General features: G+C 48.2%; 18 protein-coding genes and 4 tRNA genes. 4 read left to right on the top strand and 18 right to left on the bottom strand.

The annotated features are described in order from the left end of the window. Positions 1-5 precede the first annotated feature (5 nt). From rpoC to Q4E40_RS04560, 14 genes are all read right to left on the bottom strand, one after another. Positions 6-4,331 (bottom strand): DNA-directed RNA polymerase subunit beta', encoded by a 4,326-nt coding sequence (gene rpoC, locus Q4E40_RS04625; protein WP_303410351.1) that lies wholly within the window; start codon positions 4,329-4,331, stop codon positions 6-8. Positions 4,332-4,433: 102 nt separating this feature from the next. Beyond that, positions 4,434-8,312, bottom strand: a complete 3,879-nt coding sequence (gene rpoB / locus Q4E40_RS04620) for a DNA-directed RNA polymerase subunit beta (protein WP_303410349.1) — start codon at positions 8,310-8,312, stop codon at positions 4,434-4,436. A gap of 151 nt (positions 8,313-8,463) precedes the next feature. After that, complete coding sequence (rplL, locus tag Q4E40_RS04615) at positions 8,464-8,844, bottom strand: 50S ribosomal protein L7/L12 (protein WP_007654319.1); 381 nt, start codon at positions 8,842-8,844, stop codon at positions 8,464-8,466. Positions 8,845-8,885: 41 nt separating this feature from the next. Next, entirely contained in the window at positions 8,886-9,410 is a 525-nt protein-coding gene (gene rplJ, locus Q4E40_RS04610; protein WP_188501541.1) for a 50S ribosomal protein L10, read from the bottom strand. 4 nt (positions 9,411-9,414) lie between these two features. Then, on the bottom strand, positions 9,415-10,107 hold the full coding sequence (rplA, locus tag Q4E40_RS04605) for a 50S ribosomal protein L1 (RefSeq protein ID WP_007654321.1): 693 nt from the start codon (positions 10,105-10,107) through the stop codon (positions 9,415-9,417). Between the two features lie 16 nt (positions 10,108-10,123). Further along, positions 10,124-10,567 (bottom strand): 50S ribosomal protein L11, encoded by a 444-nt coding sequence (gene rplK, locus Q4E40_RS04600; protein ID WP_007654322.1) that lies wholly within the window; start codon positions 10,565-10,567, stop codon positions 10,124-10,126. Positions 10,568-10,579: 12 nt separating this feature from the next. Next, positions 10,580-11,137: a transcription termination/antitermination protein NusG gene (gene nusG, locus Q4E40_RS04595; RefSeq protein ID WP_253400900.1), complete on the bottom strand. Its 558-nt coding sequence runs from the start codon at positions 11,135-11,137 to the stop codon at positions 10,580-10,582. Between the two features lie 9 nt (positions 11,138-11,146). Further along, on the bottom strand, positions 11,147-11,338 hold the full coding sequence (gene secE, locus Q4E40_RS04590; protein WP_303410345.1) for a preprotein translocase subunit SecE: 192 nt from the start codon (positions 11,336-11,338) through the stop codon (positions 11,147-11,149). 28 nt (positions 11,339-11,366) lie between these two features. Then, positions 11,367-11,439 (bottom strand) — tRNA-Trp (locus Q4E40_RS04585). 107 nt (positions 11,440-11,546) lie between these two features. Next, entirely contained in the window at positions 11,547-12,734 is a 1,188-nt protein-coding gene (gene tuf / locus Q4E40_RS04580) for an elongation factor Tu (RefSeq protein WP_303410344.1), read from the bottom strand. Positions 12,735-12,803: 69 nt separating this feature from the next. Further along, positions 12,804-12,875: transfer RNA gene (locus Q4E40_RS04575), tRNA-Thr, on the bottom strand. A gap of 111 nt (positions 12,876-12,986) precedes the next feature. Further along, a tRNA-Gly gene (locus tag Q4E40_RS04570) sits at positions 12,987-13,059 on the bottom strand. A gap of 40 nt (positions 13,060-13,099) precedes the next feature. Beyond that, positions 13,100-13,182: transfer RNA gene (locus Q4E40_RS04565), tRNA-Tyr, on the bottom strand. Positions 13,183-13,337: 155 nt separating this feature from the next. Then, positions 13,338-15,893, bottom strand: a complete 2,556-nt coding sequence (locus Q4E40_RS04560; RefSeq protein ID WP_303410343.1) for a M1 family aminopeptidase — start codon at positions 15,891-15,893, stop codon at positions 13,338-13,340. 87 nt (positions 15,894-15,980) lie between these two features. Between Q4E40_RS04560 and Q4E40_RS04555 the strand changes: the two genes are divergently transcribed. From Q4E40_RS04555 to frr, 3 genes are all read left to right on the top strand, one after another. Then, positions 15,981-16,478, top strand: coding sequence for an acyl-CoA carboxylase biotin carboxyl carrier protein subunit (locus tag Q4E40_RS04555; protein ID WP_303410342.1), 498 nt, complete (start codon positions 15,981-15,983; stop codon positions 16,476-16,478). Between the two features lie 84 nt (positions 16,479-16,562). Then, positions 16,563-17,345 carry a UMP kinase gene (gene pyrH, locus Q4E40_RS04550; protein WP_303410341.1) on the top strand — a complete coding sequence of 261 codons (783 nt, stop codon included), beginning with the start codon at positions 16,563-16,565 and terminating at the stop codon, positions 17,343-17,345. Positions 17,346-17,397: 52 nt separating this feature from the next. After that, positions 17,398-17,961, top strand: a complete 564-nt coding sequence (gene frr, locus Q4E40_RS04545) for a ribosome recycling factor (RefSeq protein ID WP_303410339.1) — start codon at positions 17,398-17,400, stop codon at positions 17,959-17,961. Positions 17,962-18,041: 80 nt separating this feature from the next. On the opposite strand, the gene nadD is transcribed toward frr, so the two are convergent. Genes nadD through Q4E40_RS04525 form a run of 4 tightly spaced genes read right to left on the bottom strand, consistent with a single transcriptional unit; the run spans position 18,042 to position 20,102 of the window. Further along, a complete protein-coding gene (gene nadD, locus Q4E40_RS04540) occupies positions 18,042-18,614 on the bottom strand; it encodes a nicotinate (nicotinamide) nucleotide adenylyltransferase (RefSeq protein ID WP_303410337.1) in 573 nt (190 codons plus the stop codon). Further along, positions 18,611-19,195, bottom strand: coding sequence for a guanylate kinase (gene gmk / locus Q4E40_RS04535; RefSeq protein ID WP_303410336.1), 585 nt, complete (start codon positions 19,193-19,195; stop codon positions 18,611-18,613). The genes nadD and gmk overlap by 4 nt, the downstream gene beginning before the upstream one ends. Positions 19,196-19,201: 6 nt before the next feature. Then, positions 19,202-19,483 carry a zf-HC2 domain-containing protein gene (locus tag Q4E40_RS04530; RefSeq protein WP_253400908.1) on the bottom strand — a complete coding sequence of 94 codons (282 nt, stop codon included), beginning with the start codon at positions 19,481-19,483 and terminating at the stop codon, positions 19,202-19,204. A 25-nt stretch (positions 19,484-19,508) separates the two neighbouring features. After that, positions 19,509-20,102: a sigma-70 family RNA polymerase sigma factor gene (locus tag Q4E40_RS04525; protein ID WP_007653448.1), complete on the bottom strand. Its 594-nt coding sequence runs from the start codon at positions 20,100-20,102 to the stop codon at positions 19,509-19,511. A gap of 267 nt (positions 20,103-20,369) precedes the next feature. On the opposite strand from Q4E40_RS04525, the gene Q4E40_RS04520 reads away from it, so the two are divergent. Then, complete coding sequence (locus tag Q4E40_RS04520) at positions 20,370-21,908, top strand: glycosyltransferase family 2 protein (RefSeq protein WP_303410333.1); 1,539 nt, start codon at positions 20,370-20,372, stop codon at positions 21,906-21,908. Positions 21,909-21,980: the final 72 nt, after the last annotated feature.

The raw sequence follows: 21,980 nt of genomic DNA, 5'->3' as shown, positions 1-21,980 counted from the left end.
CCTGCTTATCTATTGTTCTGTAGTTCTTGCTGCTTGGCGCGGCTTCCTACTCCAGTTTTCTTTGATTCTACTAACGAATCGTACTCTTCCTGGCTTCCAACAATCAGGTTCTGGTATTCGCGCAGACCTGTACCAGCCGGGATCAGGTGACCTACGATCACGTTCTCCTTCAGACCGAGTAGTTCATCCGCTTTACCTTTGATTGCTGCTTCGCTCAGTACCTTAGTAGTTTCCTGGAACGATGCCGCCGAGATAAAGCTCTGCGTACCCAAAGAAGCCTGCGTTATACCTTGCAACGTTGGACGAGACACCGCTGGCGATGCATCACGCACTGTAACCAGTTTCAAGTCTCTTCGCTTCAAGCTGGAGTTTTCGTCACGCAATCTTCTTGCAGTCACGATCTGACCTGGCTTCATGCTCGATGACTCCCCTGCATCTTCTACCACTTTCATGTCAATGATGCGGTCGTTCTCTTCCATGAAGTTAATCTTGTCCACTACCTGATGCTCCAGGAAGCTTGTATCACCTGCGTCGATGATCACCACTTTTTGCATCATCTGGCGTACGACCACCTCAATGTGCTTGTCATTGATCTTCACACCCTGCAGACGGTATACTTCCTGAATCTCATTTACCAGGTACTCCTGTACGGCACCAGGTCCCTGGATATTGAGTATGTCTGTTGGTGTGATAGCTCCATCTGACAACGGCATACCTGCGCGCACGAAGTCGTTGTCCTGCACTAGGATGTGCTTAGAAAGCGGCACCATGTACTTCTTCTTCACGCCGTCCTTAGACTCAATGAAGATCTCACGGTTACCACGCTTCACGCTACCATAGGTTACCACACCGTCAATCTCAGACACTACGGCTGGGTTAGACGGGTTACGGGCTTCGAACAATTCCGTCACCCGTGGAAGACCACCTGTGATGTCCCTTGTTTTACCGATCGCGCGAGGAATTTTAACCAAAATCTGACCGGCCTTGATTTTCTCGCCGTTCTCAACTGTTAAGTGAGCTCCCACCGGAATGTTGTAGCCTTTAGACTCTCCACTCTTCGGATTCACGAGGATAGCAGGGTTCTGTGTCTTATCTTTTGTATCGATAATTACCTTCTCACGGTAGCCTGTCTGCTCATCAGATTCCTCACGGTAAGTTATACCTTCAATAATCGCCTCGTAAGCAATCTCACCGTCAAACTCAGAGAGGATAACCGCGTTGTATGGATCCCACATACACAGCTGGTCATTTTTCTCAACTTCCTGACCTTCGTTTACTGTTATGAATGAACCGTACGGTACGTGGTTGCTAATAAGTAACTTGCCGGTAGTCGGATCAATGATCTTAATCTCACCTGAGCGTCCCATTACTACTTTCACAGGCTCACCTTCGTTGTTGATCGTATCGATCGTACGAACATCTTCGAACTCTACTCTACCAGCGAATTTCGCACGGATCATAGCATCTACCGCGATGTTGGAAGCAGTACCACCCACGTGGAATGTACGGAGGGTCAGCTGTGTACCTGGCTCACCAATGGACTGGGCTGCGATTACACCTACAGCCTCGCCCTTCTGCACCATAAAGCCTGTTGCCAGGTTACGGCCGTAGCACTTGGCACAGATACCACGTTTCGACTCACAAGTCAACACGGAACGGATCTCTACGGTCTCAATAGCTGTGTTCTCAATGGCACGCGCTACTTCCTCTGTCACTTCTGAACCAGACTCTACGATTAGTTCATTGGTGATCGGATCGTATACATCGTGTACCGTCACACGGCCCAGGATACGCTCAGAAAGCGACTCCACGATATCTTCGTTGTCTTTCAATGCACTCACTTCCAGACCTCTCAGTGTACCGCAGTCTTCTTCGTTCACGATCACGTCCTGCGACACGTCCACCAGACGACGGGTCAGGTAACCAGCATCCGCAGTTTTAAGTGCCGTATCGGCAAGACCTTTACGGGCACCGTGTGTTGAGATAAAGTACTCGATTACATCCAGACCTTCTTTAAAGTTAGAAAGGATCGGGTTCTCGATGATCTCACCTACTGAGCCTTGCAATGATTTCTGAGGCTTCGCCATCAGACCACGCATACCACCCAACTGACGAATCTGCTCTCTTGAACCACGGGCTCCGGAGTGCATCATCATGAAGATCGAGTTGAAGCCCTGGTCATCATTCTCCAGACGGCGCATCAACGTTTCAGTGATCTGGTTGTTGATACGGGTCCAGATGTCGATCACCTGGTTGTAACGCTCATTGTCTGTGATCAGACCCATCGAGTAGTTCTGCCATACAGCATCTACATCTTTCTTGGCCTGAGCTACCAGAATGTCTTTTTCAGCTGGAATCTGGATATCACCCAGACCCATTGACAAACCACCTTTGTAGGCAGACTGGAATCCTAGCGTTTTAATATCGTCCAGGAAGTGGGCCGTGCGGGCCATACCCGTCTCTTTGAATACTCTGGAGATGATCTGCTGAAGTTTCTTCTTTGTCAACAGTTCATCAATGTATCCTACTTCTTCTGGAACAAACTGGTTGAAGATTACGCGACCGGCAACCGTCTCTATGAGTTTAGTAACTAGTTCGCCTTTTTCGTCTTTTACCTTCGCTCTTACTTTAATATATGCCTGCTTAGACAGGCGTCCTTCGTTGATGGCGATGATCACTTCCTCCGCAGAGTAGAAACTCATGCCTTCACCAGGTATATTTTCGTTTTCTGTGCTACGCTTTCCTTTTGATACATAGTAAAGACCAAGTACCATGTCCTGAGAAGGTACTGCGATTGGAGCACCGTTTGCAGGGTTCAGGATGTTATGCGAAGCAAGCATCAGCATAGAGGCTTCCAGTACAGCAGCAGGTCCAAGTGGAACGTGCACTGCCATCTGGTCACCGTCAAAGTCGGCGTTGAATGCCGTACACACCAGTGGGTGCAGCTGGATCGCCTTACCTTCGATTAGTTTCGGCTGGAATGCCTGTATACCTAATCTGTGCAGTGTAGGGGCACGGTTAAGGAGCACTGGGTGGCCTTTCAGCACGTTCTCCAGGATATCCCAAACCACAGGGTCCTTACGGTCTACAATCTTCTTGGCTGACTTTACAGTTTTTACAATTCCTCTTTCGATCAGCTTGCGGATAATGAACGGCTTGAAGAGCTCAGCTGCCATGTTCTTAGGCAGACCGCATTCATGCAGCTTCAGTTCAGGACCAACCACAATAACCGAACGGCCAGAGTAGTCAACACGCTTACCGAGCAAGTTCTGACGGAAACGTCCCTGCTTACCTTTCAGCATGTCAGAAAGTGACTTCAACGCACGGTTACCTTCTGCACGAACAGCGTTCACTTTACGTGAGTTGTCGAACAGCGAGTCTACCGCTTCCTGCAGCATACGCTTCTCGTTACGAAGAATTACCTCAGGCGCTTTAATCTCGATCAGGCGCTTCAGACGGTTGTTACGGATGATAACACGACGGTATAGGTCGTTCAAATCCGAGGTAGCGAAACGGCCACCATCCAACGGAACAAGCGGACGAAGCTCGGGCGGAATAACAGGCACCATGCGGATGATCATCCACTCTGGTCTGTTTTCGATTCTGGTAGTCGCATCACGGAATGCCTCTACTACACGAAGGCGCTTCAACGCTTCAGCTTTACGCTGCTGCGACGTTTCGTGCGCGGCTGCGTGACGAAGCTCGTAGGACAGATCGTCCAGGTTCGTGCGCTCCAACAGCATTTGCAGTGACTCAGCACCCATCTTCGCGATGAACTTGTTTGGATCGTTGTTATCCAACATCTGGTTCTCGCGTGGGAGCTTGTCTATCATGTCCAGGTACTCGTCTTCGGTCAAGAAGTCCAGTGTGTTAACACCGTCTTCTGCCAAAATACCCGGTTGGATAACTACATATCTTTCATAATAGATAATCTGGTCAAGCTTCTTGGTCGGTAAGCCCAGCAGATAACCTATCTTATTCGGAAGGGATTTGAAGTACCAGATGTGTGCTACCGGAACTACAAGCTCAATATGGCCCATACGCTCACGACGCACTTTTTTCTCAGTAACCTCCACACCGCAACGGTCGCAGATGATACCTTTATACCTGATTCTTTTATACTTTCCGCAGTGGCATTCCCAGTCCTTTACGGGTCCGAATATTCTTTCGCAGAACAGACCACCCATTTCAGGCTTATAGGTTCTATAGTTGATTGTCTCAGGCTTTGTAACCTCGCCATTTGATCTCTCTAGAATCGACTCTGGAGAGGCCAGGCTTATCGTTACTTTGGAGAAGTCCTGAGTTAGCTTTTTGTTTTTTGCAAATGCCATATTATTACAATAATGTCGATACAATGAATATGCCTTACAGCTAGTCTGTATAAAGTGCGCTAAGCGCCCCGACTCTTGCCAGGGCGCTCAGCTTATACTTTACTACTCTAAGGTGATCTCGAGCGCCAGGCCTCTTAACTCGTGAATCAGTACGTTGAATGATTCCGGGATATTTGGTTTTGGCAACACATCGCCTTTCACGATCGCCTCGTAAGCTTTCGCACGGCCGATCACGTCGTCAGATTTCACTGTAAGTATTTCCTGCAGTACGTTCGAAGCACCGAATGCCTCAAGCGCCCACACTTCCATTTCACCAAAACGCTGACCACCGAACTGGGCTTTACCACCCAGTGGCTGCTGTGTAATCAGAGAGTATGGACCGATAGAACGGGCGTGCATCTTATCGTCAACCAAGTGACCCAGTTTCAGCATGTAAATCACACCTACTGTTACCGGCTGGTCGAAGCGATCGCCAGAAAGGCCATCGTACAGGTATGTACGGCCAAAGCTCGGCAAACCTGCCTCTTTCAGTTCGGCCTGTACCTGGTCTTCAGTCGCGCCATCGAAGATTGGAGTAGCATATGTTCTACCCAGTTTCTTACCAGCCCATCCAAGTACCGTTTCATAGATCTGACCGATGTTCATCCTGGAAGGTACACCCAGCGGGTTCAGAACGATATCCATTGGTTCACCTGTTTCCAGGAATGGCATATCTTCCTCACGCACGATACGGGCAACCACACCTTTGTTACCGTGACGACCGGCCATCTTATCACCTACTTTCAGCTTGCGCTTCTTCGCGATGTATACCTTGGCTAGCTGCACGATACCTGCTGGCAACTCATCTCCTACCTCCAATGTGAAACGCTCACGCTTGAAGTGTGCTGAAGTGATGTTGCGGCGCTTGTTGTAATTCTTCACAAGCTCCAGCAGCATGCTATTGGTCTTCTCATCAGCAGTCCAGTTTTCCAGGATCAGATCCTTGAACATGTTCACTTCTTCCGGAACCGCATAGTTACTTTCGTCCTTGTATGGGTTCTTCTCAGGGAACAGAGCTTCAATGATGTTCTTTCTGGAGAACTTCACGCCTTTTGTCAGGATCTCGTCGCCGAACTTATGCTTGATGCCCTGAGACGTTTTGCCTTCCAGCAAAGCCACCAGTTTATCAACCATCACGCTCTTGATAGCGTTCAGATCCTTTGAGTATTTCACTTTCAGCTCTTCAACCTCTTTCTTAGACTTAGCCCGCAGGTTTTTGTCTTTCTTAGGTCTGGAGAAAAGTTTGGTCTCAATTACCACACCGTTAAGTGATGGCGGCGCCTTAAGTGAGGCATCCTTCACATCACCGGCTTTGTCACCGAAGATGGCACGCAGAAGCTTCTCTTCCGGAGTCGGGTCAGTTTCACCTTTTGGTGTGATCTTACCGATCAGGATATCACCTTCACGAACCTCAGCACCAATGCGGATAATACCGTTCTCGTCCAGGTTCTTCACGGCTTCCTCGCTCACGTTCGGAATCTCCGAGGTAAGTTCTTCTTCCCCACGCTTCGTCTCACGAACCTCAAGCTCGAATTCCTCGATGTGGATAGAAGTGAAGATATCGTCTCTTACTACTTTCTCAGAGATAACAATAGCATCCTCGAAGTTGTAACCCTGCCATGGCATGAACGCCACCTGCATGTTACGACCGATTGCCAGTTCGCCATTGTTAGTGGCATAACCCTCACAAAGTGGTTGTCCTTTTGTAACACGCTGACCAGTATAAACGATTGGTGTCAGGTTAATGCAGGTATCCTGGTTCGTTCTTCTGAACTTGATCAGGTTGTATGTTACATACTCCGCATCAAAGGCAACCAACTTCTCATCATCTGTCAGATCGTATTTTACAACAATCTTGTTTGCGTCTACAAAGTCAATCACACCGTCACCTTCAGCGATAACAAGCGCTCTTGAGTCAATAGCCGCTCTTCTTTCCAGACCAGTACCAACAATTGGAGCTTCCGCTTTCAAGAGTGGAACGGCCTGGCGTTGCATGTTTGAACCCATCAGGGCACGGTTGGCGTCATCGTGCTCCAGGAATGGAATCAACGAAGCCGCAACCGATACGATCTGGTTCGGTGCAACGTCCATATAGGTATAGGTATTAGGTTCTTCCACCGGGAAGTCACCCTCAAATCTACCCTTTACTCTATCATTAATAAAGTTACCCTTGTCATCGATAATGGCATTTGCCTGTGCGATGTGGTGGGTATCTTCTTCTTCTGCAGTCAGGTATTCAACTGTTCCATCCATCTCCACTATACCTTCATTTACTTTTCGGTATGGTGTTTCGATGAAGCCCATATGATTCACACGGGCATGCACGCAAAGAGATGATATCAGACCAATGTTCGGACCCTCTGGCGTTTCAATCGTGCACAGACGGCCGTAGTGTGTATAGTGAACGTCACGAACCTCGAAACCGGCACGCTCTCTTGACAGACCGCCTGGCCCCAGTGCAGAAACACGACGCTTGTGCGTCACTTCTGCCAGCGGGTTGGTCTGGTCCATGAACTGAGACAGCTGGTTTGTTCCGAAGAACGAGTTGATCACAGAAGAAAGCGTACGCGCATTGATCAGGTCAACCGGCTTGAAATCTTCGTTGTCACGCACGTTCATACGCTCCTTGATGGTTCTTGCCATACGGGCAAGGCCTACACCAAACTGCGCGTAAAGCTGCTCGCCTACCGTTCTTACACGACGGTTGCTCAAGTGGTCAATATCATCCACTACAGCTCTGGAGTTTATCAAACCGATCAGGTATTTCACGATCAGTACGATATCCTCGTTCGTGAGAACCTTGGCATCCCAGTTCGTGTCAAGACCCAGCTTCTTGTTGATTCTGTAACGACCAACTTCCCCTAGATCATAACGCTTATCAGAGAAGAACAGCTTCTGGATGATATCGCGTGCAGTTTCCACATCAGGCGCCTCTGTATTTCTCAGCTGGCGGTAGATTTGCTCTACGGCTTCTTGCTCAGAGTTAGAGTTATCTTTCTGAAGTGTGTTATAGATAATAGCGTAATCAGCGATGTTTACATTCTCTCGGTGAAGTACGACTGATTTCACACCTGAATCAACAATGATGTTGATGTCTTCCGCTGTGATTTCAGAGTCACGCTCCAAAAGAACCTCGTTTCTATCTATAGAAACTACTTCACCAGTATCTTCATCCACAAAGTCTTCTGTCCATGTGCGCAGTACACGTGCAGCCAACTTTCTGCCGATGGCATTCTTCAGATTCGCCTTCGTTGCAGGCAGTTCTTCTGAAAGACCAAACAAATCAAGGATGTCCTTATCAGTACCGTAACCGATTGCACGAAGCAATGTAGTTACCGGGAACTTCTTCTTACGGTCAATGTAAGCATACATCACGTTATTCACGTCCGTTGCAAACTCAACCCAAGAACCTTTGAAAGGAATAATTCTGGCAGAATAAAGTTTGGTGCCGTTTGTATGCTTGCTCTGCGCAAAGAATACACCCGGAGATCTGTGTAATTGGGACACAATAACACGTTCAGCGCCATTGATCACAAATGAGCCTTTTTCGGTCATGTATGGGATATTACCCAAGAACACTTCCTGCTCAATTGTTTCAAAGTCCTCATTGTCCTCATCGTTACAAATCAGACGAAGCTTTGCCTTAAGTGGAACCGAATAAGTAAGGCCCCTGTCAATACACTCGTCAACTGAGTATTTTGGCGGGTCTATATGATAGTCGATAAATTCGAGAACAAAGTTTTCTCGAGAATCAGAAATGGGGAAGTTCTCGGCAAACACCTTGAACAATCCTTCCTGTGCCCTATTTTCTGCCGGAGTTTCCAGCTGAAAGAAATCCTGGAATGACTGCAGCTGAACATCTAGGAAGTCAGGGTAGTCGATAACCGGATTGATCGAGGCAAAATTGATTCGCTCTGTCGTTTTATTCTTAGCCAAAGCCATGGAATTTTAACGTTTACAATATGATTCCAGCACATAGCCTTCGAAATGGCTACGGGCAAAAAAAGGATTCAAATTTGAATCCGTATACAAACAGGAAAAGACCTGACGAATCTGCCAGGTCTACCTGTTGTCGGTATGTTGGTAAGTGAGATTATTTAACCTCTACTTCAGCACCAGCTTCTTCCAAAGATTTCTTCAGTGATTCAGCTTCGTTCTTGTCTACGCCTTCTTTCAAAGGCTTAGGAGCGCCGTCTACCAATTCTTTAGCTTCTTTCAGGCCAAGACCAGTCAATTCTTTTACAAGCTTAACAACTGCAAGCTTAGATGCACCAGCTGACTTAAGGATTACGTCAAAAGAAGTTTTTTCTTCTGCAGCAGCTCCTCCTTCAGCAGCACCACCACCAGCCATCATAACTGGAGCAGCAGCAGCTGGCTCGATACCATACTCATCCTTAAGAATTGTAGCTAGTTCATTAACCTCTTTCACAGTTAAGTTTACTAACTGCTCAGCGAATGCTTTCAAATCTGCCATTTTATTGAAATTAAAAGTTACTTATTGATTACGTTTTTAAATTATTCTTTTTCAGATAGGGTTTTCAGGATGCCGGCAAGTTTGCCACCGCTGCTCTGAAGAGCAGAAACAACATTCTTAGCTGGAGACTGAAGCAAGCCAATGATATCACCGATAAGCTCGTTCTTAGACTTGATGCTGGCCAGTGTGTCAAGCTGGTTCTCACCAACGTAAATACCGCCATCAATATAGGCACCCTTCAACAATGGAAGTGCATTACCTTTCTTTCTGAAGTCTTTCAGCAGCTTACCAGGAGCATTTCCTGATTCAGCAGAAAACACGATGCCAGATGAACCTTTCAGAACTTCTTCCAGAGAAGTAGTGTCCGCCTCTAGGGTATCTAATGCTTTCTTAATGAAAGTGTTTTTGTAAACCTTATACTCCAGGCCTCTTTCAAAGGCCATTCTCCTGAACTGGTTGATGCCGGCCACACTCATGGTAGACGCATCTGTGATATAGAAATAGTTAGTGTTCGCTAACTTCTCGCTCAGGTCTTTAACAATTATCTCTTTTTCTTCCCTGGTCATGTTCTTAGATAGTTGCGTTCTTGTCAACGATTACGGCCGGGCTCATTGTGCTAGACAATGTTATGCTCTTAATGTAAGTACCCTTTGCTGAAGATGGCTTCAGGCGGTTCAGTGTAGCAATTACTTCAGCAGCGTTAGCAGCTAGCTGCTCTGGAGAGAAGGAAACTTTTCCAACACTTGTATGGATGATACCATACTTGTCAACTTTAAAGTCGATCTTACCAGCTTTTACTTCTTTTACTGCTTTAGCAACGTCTTGTGTAACTGTACCAGACTTAGGGTTTGGCATCAGGTTACGAGGACCCAGAATTCTACCTAAACGGCCTACTTTAGCCATTACGGCAGGCATCGTGATGATCACGTCTACATCTGTCCAGCCTTTTTCAATCTTTTGGATATAGTCATCCAGACCTACGAAGTCAGCTCCTGCATCTTTGGCTTCCTGCTCTTTGTCAGGTGTTACCAATGCCAGTACTTTTACGTCTTTACCGGTGCCATGTGGAAGGGTAACGATACCACGAACCATCTGGTCGGCTTTGCGAGGGTCAACGCCTAAGCGTACATCAATATCAACAGAGGCATCAAACTTGGTAAAAGTGATATCTTTTACTACTGAAGCCGCATCTGTTAAAGAATACTCTTTTGTCAGGTCAGCCTTTTCTAAAGCTGCTTTCCTGTTCTTTGAAATCTTCGCCATTATCCTTTAACTCTTATTATTCGTTCCACGGAGCGTTTCCAGACACTGTTATGCCCATGCTTCTCGCTGTACCGGCTACCATTTTCATAGCGGCCTCCAGTTTGAATGCATTCAAGTCTGGCATTTTCAGCTCTGCAATCTCTCTTACCTGATCCCATGTAACTGAACCCACTTTGTTACGGTTAGGCTCTTTAGAACCTCCCTTAATCTTAGCAGCATCCATTAACAATACTGGAGCAGGCGGCGTCTTAATAACGAAGTCAAAAGACTTATCTGCGTATATTGTAATCAACACTGGTAACACTTGTCCCGGCTTATCCTGTGTTCTAGCATTAAACTGCTTACAGAACTCCATGATGTTAAGACCTTTAGAACCAAGTGCAGGTCCAATCGGTGGCGATGGGTTCGCGGCACCTCCCTTTACCTGAAGTTTCAGGTAACCTTTTATTTCCTTTGCCATTATTTGTATTTACTACGATTCTTTTTCTACCTGCATATAATTCAACTCAACTGGTGTGTTACGGCCGAATATTTTTACCATAACGTTGAGTTTCTTACGTTCTTCGAACACTTCCTCCACAGTACCTGAGAATCCACTGAAAGGACCGTCCATCACTTTCACCATTTCTCCAACTAAGAATGGAGTATCCAATACTTCTGCTTGCTCCTCTGCCTCGTCAACAGTACCCAGTATTCTGTTTACTTCTGTCTGGCGCAGTGGAACCGGCTTTTTATTCTGGCCTCCCTCGTTTGATCCAAGGAAACCAATAACGCCTGGTGTGCTAATGATGATGTGCTCAGCTTCACCATGCGAAAGGTCAGCCTGTACAAGTACATAACCCGGGAAAAAGTTTCTTTCTCTGATCTTTTTCTTCCCGCCCCGCATCTCATACACCTTTTCGGCCGGTATAAGTACTTGGGGAACATACTCTCCCAGATTTTGCCTTACAACTTCGTTCTCAAGGTACGCTTTTGCTTTTTTCTCCTGCCCGCTAACTGCGCGAACCACATACCATTTTAAATCAGCCATAGACTTCGATTAAAACTGGTTGTAAAACCAAGACAGCGTAGAGTCAAAAACAAAATCCATAGCTCCGACAACCAGCGCAAATATCAAAGACCCGATCAGCACCAATATCGAACTATTCTGTAGTTCAGAATATGCAGGCCATGAAACTTTGTTTTTCATTTCCTCCACTGTCTCGTCTATGTAGCCTTTTACTTTGCTCATTGCCTTCGCTTTAATAAATTAAATATTGCACGGGTGGAGAGACTCGAACTCCCAGCCAATGGTTTTGGAGACCACTACTCTACCAATTGAGCTACACCCGTAAAAAAATGCACACCAATTTTAATTGGAGTGCAAATTTATTTAAAAGAATATTAAAAACAAACCCGTTCCCGAAAAAGATTCCAGAAACGGGCTTGTTTAATATTATTTAGGCAATGATTTCAGTTACCTGACCGGCACCTACTGTTCTACCACCCTCACGGATAGCGAAACGAAGGCCTTTTTCCATCGCCACAGCGTTGATCAAAGTTACATCGATAGTGATGTTATCACCAGGCATAACCATTTCTACGCCTTCTGGCAGCATGATCTCACCAGTAACGTCTGTCGTTCTGAAGTAGAACTGTGGACGGTACTTGTTGAAGAATGGCGTGTGACGGCCACCTTCTTCTTTAGAAAGAACGTAAACCTCAGCTTTGAATTTCGTGTGAGGCTTCACAGAACCTGGCTTACAGATAACCATACCACGACGGATATCAGTTTTCTCTATACCACGGAGCAGAAGACCTACGTTGTCACCAGCTTCACCTCTGTCAAGGATTTTGCGGAACATCTCAACACCAGTAACTACTGACTTAAGGTTCTCAGCACCCATACCAAGGATTTCTACTGCTTCACCTGAGTTGATCACACCACGCTCGATACGGCCTGTAGCTACAGTACCACGACCAGTGATTGAGAACACGTCCTCTACTGGCATCAAGAATGGAAGGTCAGTCAGACGAGCAGGGATTGGAATCCAGCTATCAACTGCAGCCATCAACTCCTCGATAGTCTTCACCCACTTGTCATCACCGTTCAAGCCACCAAGAGCTGAACCCTGAATAACCGGGATGTTGTCACCGTCGAAGTCATAGAAAGAAAGCAGTTCACGGATTTCCATCTCAACAAGCTCAAGAAGCTCCGGATCGTCCACCATGTCCACTTTGTTCATGAATACTACCAGCTGAGGAACACCTACCTGACGAGCAAGAAGGATGTGCTCACGCGTCTGTGGCATTGGGCCGTCAGTTGCAGCAACCACAAGGATAGCGCCGTCCATCTGGGCAGCACCTGTAACCATGTTCTTCACGTAGTCAGCGTGACCTGGGCAGTCAACGTGAGCATAGTGACGGTTCTCAGTTGCGTATTCTACGTGAGAAGTATTGATTGTAATACCTCTTTCTTTTTCTTCTGGAGCGTTATCAATAGAAGAGAAGTCGCGAAGTGTAGCAAGACCTTTCTTAGCCAAAACTGTTGTAATGGCAGCAGTCAAAGTTGTTTTGCCGTGGTCAACGTGACCGATAGTACCGATGTTTACGTGCGGTTTGGAACGGTCAAATGTTTCTTTAGCCATTGTATAATAATTAAATTAAGGTTAAAACGTTTAAGTATGTTGCGTTAATTATACACGTAACGGACTTTGAGCCAACGATGGGAATTGAACCCACGACCCCTTCCTTACCAAGGAAGTACTCTACCCCTGAGCTACGTCGGCTTTTTCCATCACTTATCTTAAAAATGAGTTTATACTAAAAAGGAAATCCATCTGCATGAAATTCCTTCAAAATCAACCCATAATTGATAAGCAGCACGCGGATTGCTTATGAGCGGGAGACGAGGGTCGAACTCGCGGCCTATAGCTTGGAAGGCTATCGCTCTACCAACTGAGCTACTCCCGCTTCTAATGCAGCAAACCATTAAAAAGCGTGGTCTTAAATGTGGGGAGAGCAGGATTCGAACCTGCGAAAGTTTACACTAACGGAGTTACAGTCCGTTCCATTTGGCCGCTCTGGAATCTCCCCGAAATATCTAACCAGACTGACTTTTTCAGTCTCCCCTTAGCGCATCAAAACTGCTTTTCAGCTGCCTGCTTGTTCTAAGGAGATGCAAAATTAAGCGCTTTTTCTTTCCAGTCAAATATTCTCTGTAAAATAATTCACTTTTTTTTATTGTTGCCTTACAACGATACCTGATTATACAGTTCCAGAAGCCTTTTATCCTTTTCGTTCGCTCTTATTTCTTTGAGCAAGTCTATTATCTCGGGACGCTCTGAATGCACCATAAGTGTCTGAAAGGCAGCCATGCGCACGAAATACATTGGATGATTCTGTGCCATTTCTGAAAGCATGCTGATCGCTTCTGGCTTATAGGCTTCCGGGTTCACTGCCATAAAGGCCCCGTAGCTTTGCAGCAAATAGTACAGCCCTGATCCTTTGGCTCCTTTCATCTGTTTCATGAACCAATCGTACTTTCCCGGGCCTCCTTTCACGGCATAGTAAGAAGCCAGTGCCAGCACAATCTCTTCGTTTGTCTCTTTTTCAAAAGCAGCCAGGCGTTGGTTGATGTCCGGCGCCTCGGTCATGGCGTAACTCAGTATACCTGCCGCCGCTACCTTGTATGAACTATCCCGCATCGCTGCTTTGTACAGGTCAGTGTATTCATCTTCACCCCACTCGGACAGCAGCATGATCGCGCCCGCTCTCACCTCCCCTTTCTTATCGCTTTCTGCCATGCGCTGCACGATCGGCTCCAGGGATTCGGTATGCTTAGCCGGCAAACGCCCTGCTACGTCCAGGGCCAGATTTCGAATTGCCCAGAAGTTGTCCTTCAGAGCGCCCTGCAGCAGCGTTGCCATCTCCTGCTGGCCCAACTCCTGCCCCAGTTCCTCTAATGCTCCTAATCGGAGAGCCAAAGCCTTTGCGTTTTTAAATTGGAACACCAGCTCCCCTGTCGTCTTCGTGTGCTCCACCGTACCGAGTAACTGCTGCTCGCTATCGAACAGCACTAGCTGAGGCTCTGTGCTGGCTGGCAAGGTGAAAACCTGGTTGGCTTTCGTGATCTCGATAGCATGCTCGGTTTTTTTCCCGTTCTCCCAAATCGCTACTTTCAGGGGCAACCTGTATACCGGTTGGTAAAGGGTGTCTTGTTGCTGCCATACCTGCAGCTTAAGCGCGCCATTCTGATAGGTATGGCTTACTTTCAGCTCCGGATGGCCAGCCCGCATAAACCACTGGTCAAAGAACCACATCAGGTCTTCCCCGGTCGTGTCCTCGAAGGCCATGCGCAATTCGGCCACCTCCACATCCGAGAATTTATTTTTCGTGAGGTAGCGGTTGAGCGAGGCGAAGAAGGCTTCGTCACCCACGTATTTGCGCAGCATGTGCAGCACCCGCCCCCCTTTGGCGTAGGAGTGGCTGTCGAACATGTCTTCGCGGTCGGCATAGCGGTAGCGGATCAGGGGCTCTCGTTTCGTGTTGGCTTCCTCAAGGTACTGTCCCAATTCATCGAGGTGATGAAGGGCGGCTTCGTCAGCGCCATACTTGTGCTCTGTCCACAGGAACTCCGAATAGTTGGCAAAGGCCTCGTTGAGCGGCAGGTTGGCCCATGACTCGGTGGTGACATAGTTGCCAAACCAATGGTGGAACAGCTCATGCGCAATGATGCCATCCCAATTCTTGTCCAGCAACTCCCGCTCGTTCAGCTGCAGATCCTCCATAAAGGTAGAGGCGGACGTGTTTTCCATGGCCCCCGACACGAAGTCGCGCACGACCACCTGCGAGTATTTCGACCATGGGTAATCCATCCCTAACCTCTTGGAGAAGAACTCAAGCATTTCGGGCGTGTTGCCGAATATTTTCCTGGCGTTTTTCTCATAGGCCGGTTCCACATAGTAATCGACTTCCAGGTCGCGCCACTTGTCTTTCACCACAGCATACTCCCCTATTGCCATCATGGCCAGGTAAGGCGCATGCGGCTGCTCCATTTTCCAGTAATCGGTTTTGGTGCCATTCGCGTTTTTGCGCGAGTAGATAAAAGTGCCGTTGGAGAGCGTGGTGTATTTCTGATCTACCGTGATGTAAATTTCCTGCGTCATGCGCTCGTTGGGAGAGTCAATCGTCGGGAACCAGGCTGAATTGGCCTCTGTCTCGCCCTGTGTCCAGATCTGACGTGGTTTGTTCGGCTCCTCCCCTTTCGGGTTGATGAAGTACAGTCCTTTGTCCTGGGTGATGGCATCACTTCCACCCACAGCCAATTCGTTCGGCTTGGCTGTATAATCTATCTCCAGGGTATACTTGTCGTCGCGGGTATAGGACTTGCCCAGGTCAATCGTCAGCTTCATCCCATCGTAGGTATACTGGAGCTCTTTCGCTTCAGCATCATCCTGCATCAGATTCACGCTGTGTATATCGAAGCCCTTGGCATCGAGCACGAGCTGGCGCTGCGGATAGAAATAGGGTTTGAGGGTAAGCTCCGCGAGGCCGTGCATGTACTGCTTGTCCCAATCGAAGCTAACCCGCAGTTTGGTGTGCAGCAGGTCGTGCAACCTGGTTTTGGAAGGGTTGAAGGCATGGTTCTGAGGTGCCCACACAGGAGGCTCGGCAACCACCGGGGCCGGTTTGCCTGTAACTGGCTCAACGGCAGATGTCGCCTTGGTTTGTTTATTTACACTGCAACCGCCTGTAAAAGCCATAGCGGCGGCAAGGCCAACTATGCTCAGAAACCTATGATTCATGATGGAATGTTTTAATTTTGAGCTCAATTTCTAAAATTACTCTGATAAATCAATTATCTTTAAGCCTCTAAAACCTGATTTATAAAGATGCTCCAGATAAAAACCGCTAACGACAAGACATGGCAGGTTGATATTCAGAAAGACGCTATTCTCCTTAATGGATCACCTTTCAATTGGGACATTTCCCCCCTTGGCCCTAACAGATACCACATCATAAAAGACGATAAGTCGTATACCGCAGAGCTGGTAGAGGCTGACTATCAGGCCAAAACATTCACTTTCAAGATAAACGGCGTGAAGCAGACCGTGAGCGCAAAGGACCGCTTCGACCTGCTGCTCGACAAGCTGGGCATGAGCAATACCAATGCCCAGAAAGTGAACGATGTGAAGGCGCCCATGCCAGGTTTGATACTTGAAATAAAAGTGCAGCCGGGCCAGGAAGTGAAGAAGGGAGATCCGATCATGATCCTGGAGGCCATGAAGATGGAAAACATTCTCAAATCGCCCGGAGACGGCATAGTAAAAGAGATCAAGGTAGCCGTGAAGCAGAACGTGGAGAAAAACCAGATATTGATTCTATTTTAATTTTTTTGTGTTGCCAGATGGGCAGCACGTACTGCCTTGCCGCAACATGAGCACCATAAACGTTAACATTACTATAAAACGACCGTGAAGTATAAAAGAATATTGCTGAAGTTAAGCGGCGAAGCGCTGATGGGAGAACAACAGTACGGCATTGATTCAGACAGACTGATGCAGTACTCGCAGGAGATTAAGGAAGTAGCCGCACTTGGCGTGGAGGTAGCAGTTGTGATCGGTGGAGGCAACATCTTTAGAGGTGTTCAGGCTGAGCAGGTGGGTCTTGACCGCGTGCAGGGCGACTACATGGGCATGCTGGCTACTGTCATCAACAGCATGGCCTTGCAGAGTGCGCTCGAAAAGCTGGGTGTATATACCCGTTTGCTCTCTGGCCTCAACATTCAGCAGGTATGCGAACCTTATATCCGTCGCCGTGCCGTACGCCACCTCGAAAAAGGACGTGTTGTCATTTTCGGTGCCGGCACCGGCAACCCCTACTTCACAACCGACTCAGCTGCCAGTCTCCGTGCGATTGAGATTGAGGCGGATGTCGTGCTGAAGGGAACCCGCGTAGACGGCATTTACTCAGCCGATCCGGAGAAAGACCCGAACGCCATTTTCTATTCGAGCATCTCCTTTAAGGATGTGTTTGAAAAAGGGCTGAACGTAATGGATATGACCGCCTTTACGCTTTGTAAGGAAAACGATCTGCCGATCATTGTGTTCGACATGAACACGGCAGGTAACCTGAAGCGACTGGTGCAGGGCGAGAAAATAGGCACGCTTGTAACCATGGACGACCTGGTTGAATCAATAGAAGGCGCAGAAAATATCCAGACTTCTGAGAGCGCCAGACCAACTGACAGAAATTAGCAAATCACAGTACATAAGATAACACGAAGAACCTTATTAAGCTAAAATTGATATGACGGAAGAAATTCAGTTTTACCTCAGCGAAGCCGAGGAGTCTATGCAGAAAGCATTACAGCACACCAATTCGGAGTTGCTCAAAATCAGAGCTGGCAAAGCATCCCCTGCCATGGTAGAAGACCTGCGCGTAGATTACTACGGCACTCCAACGCCTATCTCCCAGGTGGCCAACGTGACAGTTCCGGACGCCCGCACCCTGATGATCAAGCCATGGGAAAAGCAGATGGTGGCAGAAATCGGCAAAGCTATCAAGAACAGTGACCTTAACCTGAATCCGCTTGTAGAGGCCGACGGCGTTCGCCTGAACATCCCTCCGCTGACGGAAGAGCGTCGCCGTGACCTGGTGAAGCAGGCAAAAAATGAGACTGAAGGTGGCAAGATCGCTATCCGTAACATTCGCAAAGATGTGAATGACTCGCTGCGCAAGCTGCAGAAAGAAGGGACTTCTGAGGATGCCGTGCGTGACGCGGAGGCCAAAGTGCAGAAAATTACCGACAGCTACATCGTAAAAATTGACGAGCTGTTGACCAAGAAAGAAGCAGAGATCATGACGGTATAGGCTTCATCGCCATACCTTAAAAAAGGAGAAGCCCGCTGTTCGTTCAGCGGGCTTCTCCTTTTTTAAGGCTTATCCTATACCTACAGGTATAGCTTGTGTACCTTAATGTATTCCGCCACTTCGTCGGGCACCATGTATTTGATAGACTTCTCTTCTTTGATGCACTGCCTGATAAACGTGGCCGAGATATCCAGCACAGGGGCTTTAACAAAAGTCACGTTTGGCATAGAGGGCAGCTCGGTAGTTGTGGAGCCGGAGCGCGGGTATACGTATACCCGGTGGTATTCCAATATCTTCTCTGAGTTTTTCCACTTCGGGAAGAGCGGCAGGTTGTCCTCCCCCATGATCAGCACAAACTCGTAGCTCGGATACTTCTCCTGCAGGTACGTGAGCGTATCGATGGTATAGCTCGGCTTGGGCATGTTAAACTCGATGTTCGACACCCCGAGATCCGGATTGTCGGCCACAGCCAGCGACACCATGTGCAACCGGTCGAATTCGTGCAGCAGCGTGTTGCTAGGTTTAAAGGGATTCTGTGGCGACACCACCAGCCATACCGTATCCAGGTCTGTGTTGGTGGCCATGTAATTGGCCAGTATCAGGTGCCCGATATGGATGGGGTTAAAGGAGCCGAACAGCAGCCCTACTTTCATACGATAGCTGGTTCAGCGTTCAGAAACTCATTCACCAGTTTTTCTGCTTTCACGCAGGCGTCTCCAAGATTATCATTCACGATCACCTTGTCAAACTGGTCTTCAAACTTCATTTCGAACTCGGCTTTGAAAACGCGGCTTGAAATGCTGGACGCCGAGTCGGTGTTGCGGGCCTGCAGGCGCTTGGCCAGTTCCTCTATAGAAGGCGGCTTCACAAATACCGCCAGTGCTCTCTCTTTGTAAAAATGCTTTATGCTGAGTCCTCCTTTTACATCCACGTCCAATATCACGTGTTTGCCACTCTTCCAGATGCGCTCTATTTCAGATTTCAAAGTGCCGTAGAAGGCGCCTTCGTATACCTCTTCCCACTCCACGAATTCATCTTTGGCGATCTTCTGCTTGAATTCTTCCGGTGTTATGAAGTAGTAGTCTTTTCCGTTTTCCTCGGTGCGGCCGCGCTTATCGCGTGTGCAGGCCGAAATAGAGAAGGCAAGTGACGGGTTTACCTGTAAGAGGTGCTTTACAATAGTAGTTTTGCCGGCGCCGGAGGGGGCCGAAAAAATGATGATCTTTCCTTGCATCAGGGGTTATACAGTTTCTTGAATTCTGGCTTTAATGGACAAAGCTAAGCTTTCCGGCACAATTACGCGCTTAAGATGACCACATACAAGCCCTTTGAGGAGTTTTTGCTTTTGATGGCTTTCGAAGCAAGGAACGCACTCCTCGATATGGGTATTAAAATAAGACTGTTCTTCAGTGGAGGCTTCTCCATCAATCATCAAATCCAATAACTTGACAATCTTGTCGCATTCCGACTCATGCCCGTCATCGGAAAGTTTCTGGTGCGTTTCTGTAAATCTTGATTCCATCTTAACTCAAAGTCTTTAGGTTATTCTAACTGTTATATCCCATGCTCTTCGCATACTTTTCCAACTTCTCTTTCAAAGAGTTACGGGCACGGTGCAACCTGGAACGCACAGTACCGATCGGTATATCCAGAATTTTAGCCATTTCCTCGTAGGTGAAGCCCTCCAGGTCGCAAAGGATGATCACGGTCCTGAAGTCTACCGGCAATGCGTTCAGGGCGCTGGCCACCTCGTCGCCAATCAGGTCCTGTACACTTTCGGTGCGCATGTCAGTGGTGGAGGCTACACCGCCCTCGCCTTCTACGTCGTCCGAATTGTAGTACCCCTCGACCTCACTGTAGTCTACCTTGGCGGGTTGTTTGCTCTTTTTCCGGAACTCGTTGATGAAAGAGTTCTTCAGGATTCGGAACAGCCAGGCTTTTGCATTAGTTCCTTGCTCAAAGTAATCGAAAAAGCGATAAGCCTTCAGGTATGTCTCCTGCACCAGGTCATTGGCATCATCTTCATCGAGGGTGAGCCTGTAGGCAAAATTGTACAGAGGGTCCAGCACCGGCAGCAGTTCGGCCTCGAACCGGGCATCTTTTTCCTCTTTACTCAGCTGTTTACCTGTTTGCTCGCTCATTTGACTTGATTTTGTAATTGATAAAGTCGTAATCGCGTAATTATACGCAAATATAGAAATTTTAACTACATACCTTTCTTGCCGCGTTTGGGTTGCACGGATGTGCATCGGCATGTGTAGGATAGGGCGCAATTAGCCGCTCTTATCCTTATCTTTATTAGAAACATACGGAATTTCAGAACTTTCAGCAGTTCCGGAGCTTTTTTTAATTGATTTAAGTGTTAAAACTTAATTTTGCAGTTCAAACCACCTAGGGGATTCCCAAGCATGAGCCACGCCATATCCGTTACCATCCTCACTAAAAACAGCCAGCAACACCTCGCTGCCTGCCTGCATTCGCTGCGCCGGTTTGCCGAGATAATTGTACTGGATAATGGCTCTACGGACGAAACACTGACCATAGCGGCCCGTTTTCCGAATGTGCGCATCGTGGAGCATCCCTTTCTCGGATTTGGACCGATGAAGAACCTGGCCGCGCAGCACGCCACCCACCCGTGGGTCCTTTCAATTGACAGCGACGAGGTGCTCTCCCCGGAGCTGCCGGACGAAATACTGCAGCTCGACCTCCGCGACACACGAAAGGTATACAGCTTCCTGCGACACAACTTCTACGGCAAGAAGCATATCAAAGCCTGTGGCTGGGACAACGACTATGTGCTGCGCCTCTACCACACAGGCACCACCCGCTTCGCTGACCTGCCCGTGCACGAGTACATCCTGACAGACGGATTGCAGGTACAGCCTTTGCGAGGCACCATGGATCACTTCTCTTTCAACAGCATCTCACAGCTGATCGCCAAGATGGACCAATATACGACCCTCTTTGCAAGAGAAAAACGTTTCCGCAAAAGCTCCTCCCCTGCCAAGAGCTATCTCAAGTGGGCTTTCTCGCTTTTCAGGAACTATGTGCTGCAGCGCGGGTTTCTGTATGGGTACGAAGGTATGGCCATCTCCTTCTCGAACGCCAACGGCACTTTTTACAAATACATGAAACTGCACGAAGAGAACCAGCGCCTCGGCATCAGCCTGGTCATCACCACCTACAACTGGAAGGAGGCCCTGGGCACTGTATTGCGTAGCGCCTTTCAGCAAAGCGAGCTGCCGCGCGAGATCATTGTGGCCGACGACGGCTCCCGTGACGACACGCGAGCCTTGGTAGAGTGCCTGGCCAGGGAGTCGCCGGTGCCATTGCTGCACAGCTGGCAGGAAGACCTGGGGTTTAGGGCAGCCGAGAGTCGCAACAAGGCCATCGCCATGGCGACGGGCGAGTATGTGGTGATTATTGACGGCGACATGGTGCTGCACCCCGATTTTCTGGCGGGCCACCGCCGGGCAGCCCGCAAAGGCTATTTCATACAGGGGAAGCGCGTGCTCCTGAGCCCTGAGTTGAGCCAGGAACTGATCAATCGCGGCCCTGCTCCCATTTCTCCTTTTTCATCAGGTATAAAGAATAGGTTCAACGCGACTAACTCCCCTTTCTTGTCTAAGCTTTTCAGTAAAGAGAAAACAGGTATAGCTTCTATCAAAAGTTGCAACATGGGCTTCTGGATGGAGGACATCATCCGGGTGAATGGTTTTAATGAAGACTTTGTGGGCTGGGGCCGGGAAGACAGCGAATTTGCCATCCGGTTGCTCAACAGTGGTACCAGACGACAGAACCTGGCCTTCGGGGGCGTGGCCTATCACCTGCACCATCAGGAAAACTCGCGCCAAAGCCTGGCTGCCAACGACACTATACTGGAGCAGGCCATTTCTGAGAAAAGCACCTTCTGCCCCAATGGCATCGACAAGCACCTCATAAACTAATAAGAGACCGCCAATTTGTTAATGCCTATACCTGCTGTTTGGTTGAGCCTGCAGCAGGTATAGGCATCGCTT

The sequence above is a fragment of the Pontibacter coccineus genome (genome assembly GCF_030546575.1).
Lineage (GTDB): Bacteria > Bacteroidota > Bacteroidia > Cytophagales > Hymenobacteraceae > Pontibacter > Pontibacter coccineus.
The sequence above is the reverse complement of the archived record's forward strand: the minus strand, read 5'-3'. Positions and strand labels throughout refer to the sequence as shown.

Excerpts from the sequence above, each read along its gene's own strand:
- tuf (WP_303410344.1), bottom strand. The coding sequence starts at position 12,734 with ATGGCTAAAGAAACATTTGACCGTTCCAAACCGCACGTAAACATCGGT.
- Q4E40_RS04555 (WP_303410342.1), top strand. The coding sequence starts at position 15,981 with ATGCTCCAGATAAAAACCGCTAACGACAAGACATGGCAGGTTGATATT.
- Q4E40_RS04520 (WP_303410333.1), top strand. The coding sequence starts at position 20,370 with ATGAGCCACGCCATATCCGTTACCATCCTCACTAAAAACAGCCAGCAA.
- rplK (WP_007654322.1), bottom strand. The coding sequence starts at position 10,567 with ATGGCAAAGGAAATAAAAGGTTACCTGAAACTTCAGGTAAAGGGAGGT.
- gmk (WP_303410336.1), bottom strand. The coding sequence starts at position 19,195 with ATGCAAGGAAAGATCATCATTTTTTCGGCCCCCTCCGGCGCCGGCAAA.
- rplJ (WP_188501541.1), bottom strand. The coding sequence starts at position 9,410 with ATGACCAGGGAAGAAAAAGAGATAATTGTTAAAGACCTGAGCGAGAAG.
- rpoC (WP_303410351.1), bottom strand. The coding sequence starts at position 4,331 with ATGGCATTTGCAAAAAACAAAAAGCTAACTCAGGACTTCTCCAAAGTA.
- frr (WP_303410339.1), top strand. The coding sequence starts at position 17,398 with ATGACGGAAGAAATTCAGTTTTACCTCAGCGAAGCCGAGGAGTCTATG.
- rplL (WP_007654319.1), bottom strand. The coding sequence starts at position 8,844 with ATGGCAGATTTGAAAGCATTCGCTGAGCAGTTAGTAAACTTAACTGTG.
- secE (WP_303410345.1), bottom strand. The coding sequence starts at position 11,338 with ATGAGCAAAGTAAAAGGCTACATAGACGAGACAGTGGAGGAAATGAAA.
- Q4E40_RS04560 (WP_303410343.1), bottom strand. The coding sequence starts at position 15,893 with ATGAATCATAGGTTTCTGAGCATAGTTGGCCTTGCCGCCGCTATGGCT.
- rpoB (WP_303410349.1), bottom strand. The coding sequence starts at position 8,312 with ATGGCTTTGGCTAAGAATAAAACGACAGAGCGAATCAATTTTGCCTCG.
- nusG (WP_253400900.1), bottom strand. The coding sequence starts at position 11,137 with ATGGCTGATTTAAAATGGTATGTGGTTCGCGCAGTTAGCGGGCAGGAG.
- rplA (WP_007654321.1), bottom strand. The coding sequence starts at position 10,107 with ATGGCGAAGATTTCAAAGAACAGGAAAGCAGCTTTAGAAAAGGCTGAC.
- Q4E40_RS04525 (WP_007653448.1), bottom strand. The coding sequence starts at position 20,102 with ATGAGCGAGCAAACAGGTAAACAGCTGAGTAAAGAGGAAAAAGATGCC.
- Q4E40_RS04530 (WP_253400908.1), bottom strand. The coding sequence starts at position 19,483 with ATGGAATCAAGATTTACAGAAACGCACCAGAAACTTTCCGATGACGGG.
- nadD (WP_303410337.1), bottom strand. The coding sequence starts at position 18,614 with ATGAAAGTAGGGCTGCTGTTCGGCTCCTTTAACCCCATCCATATCGGG.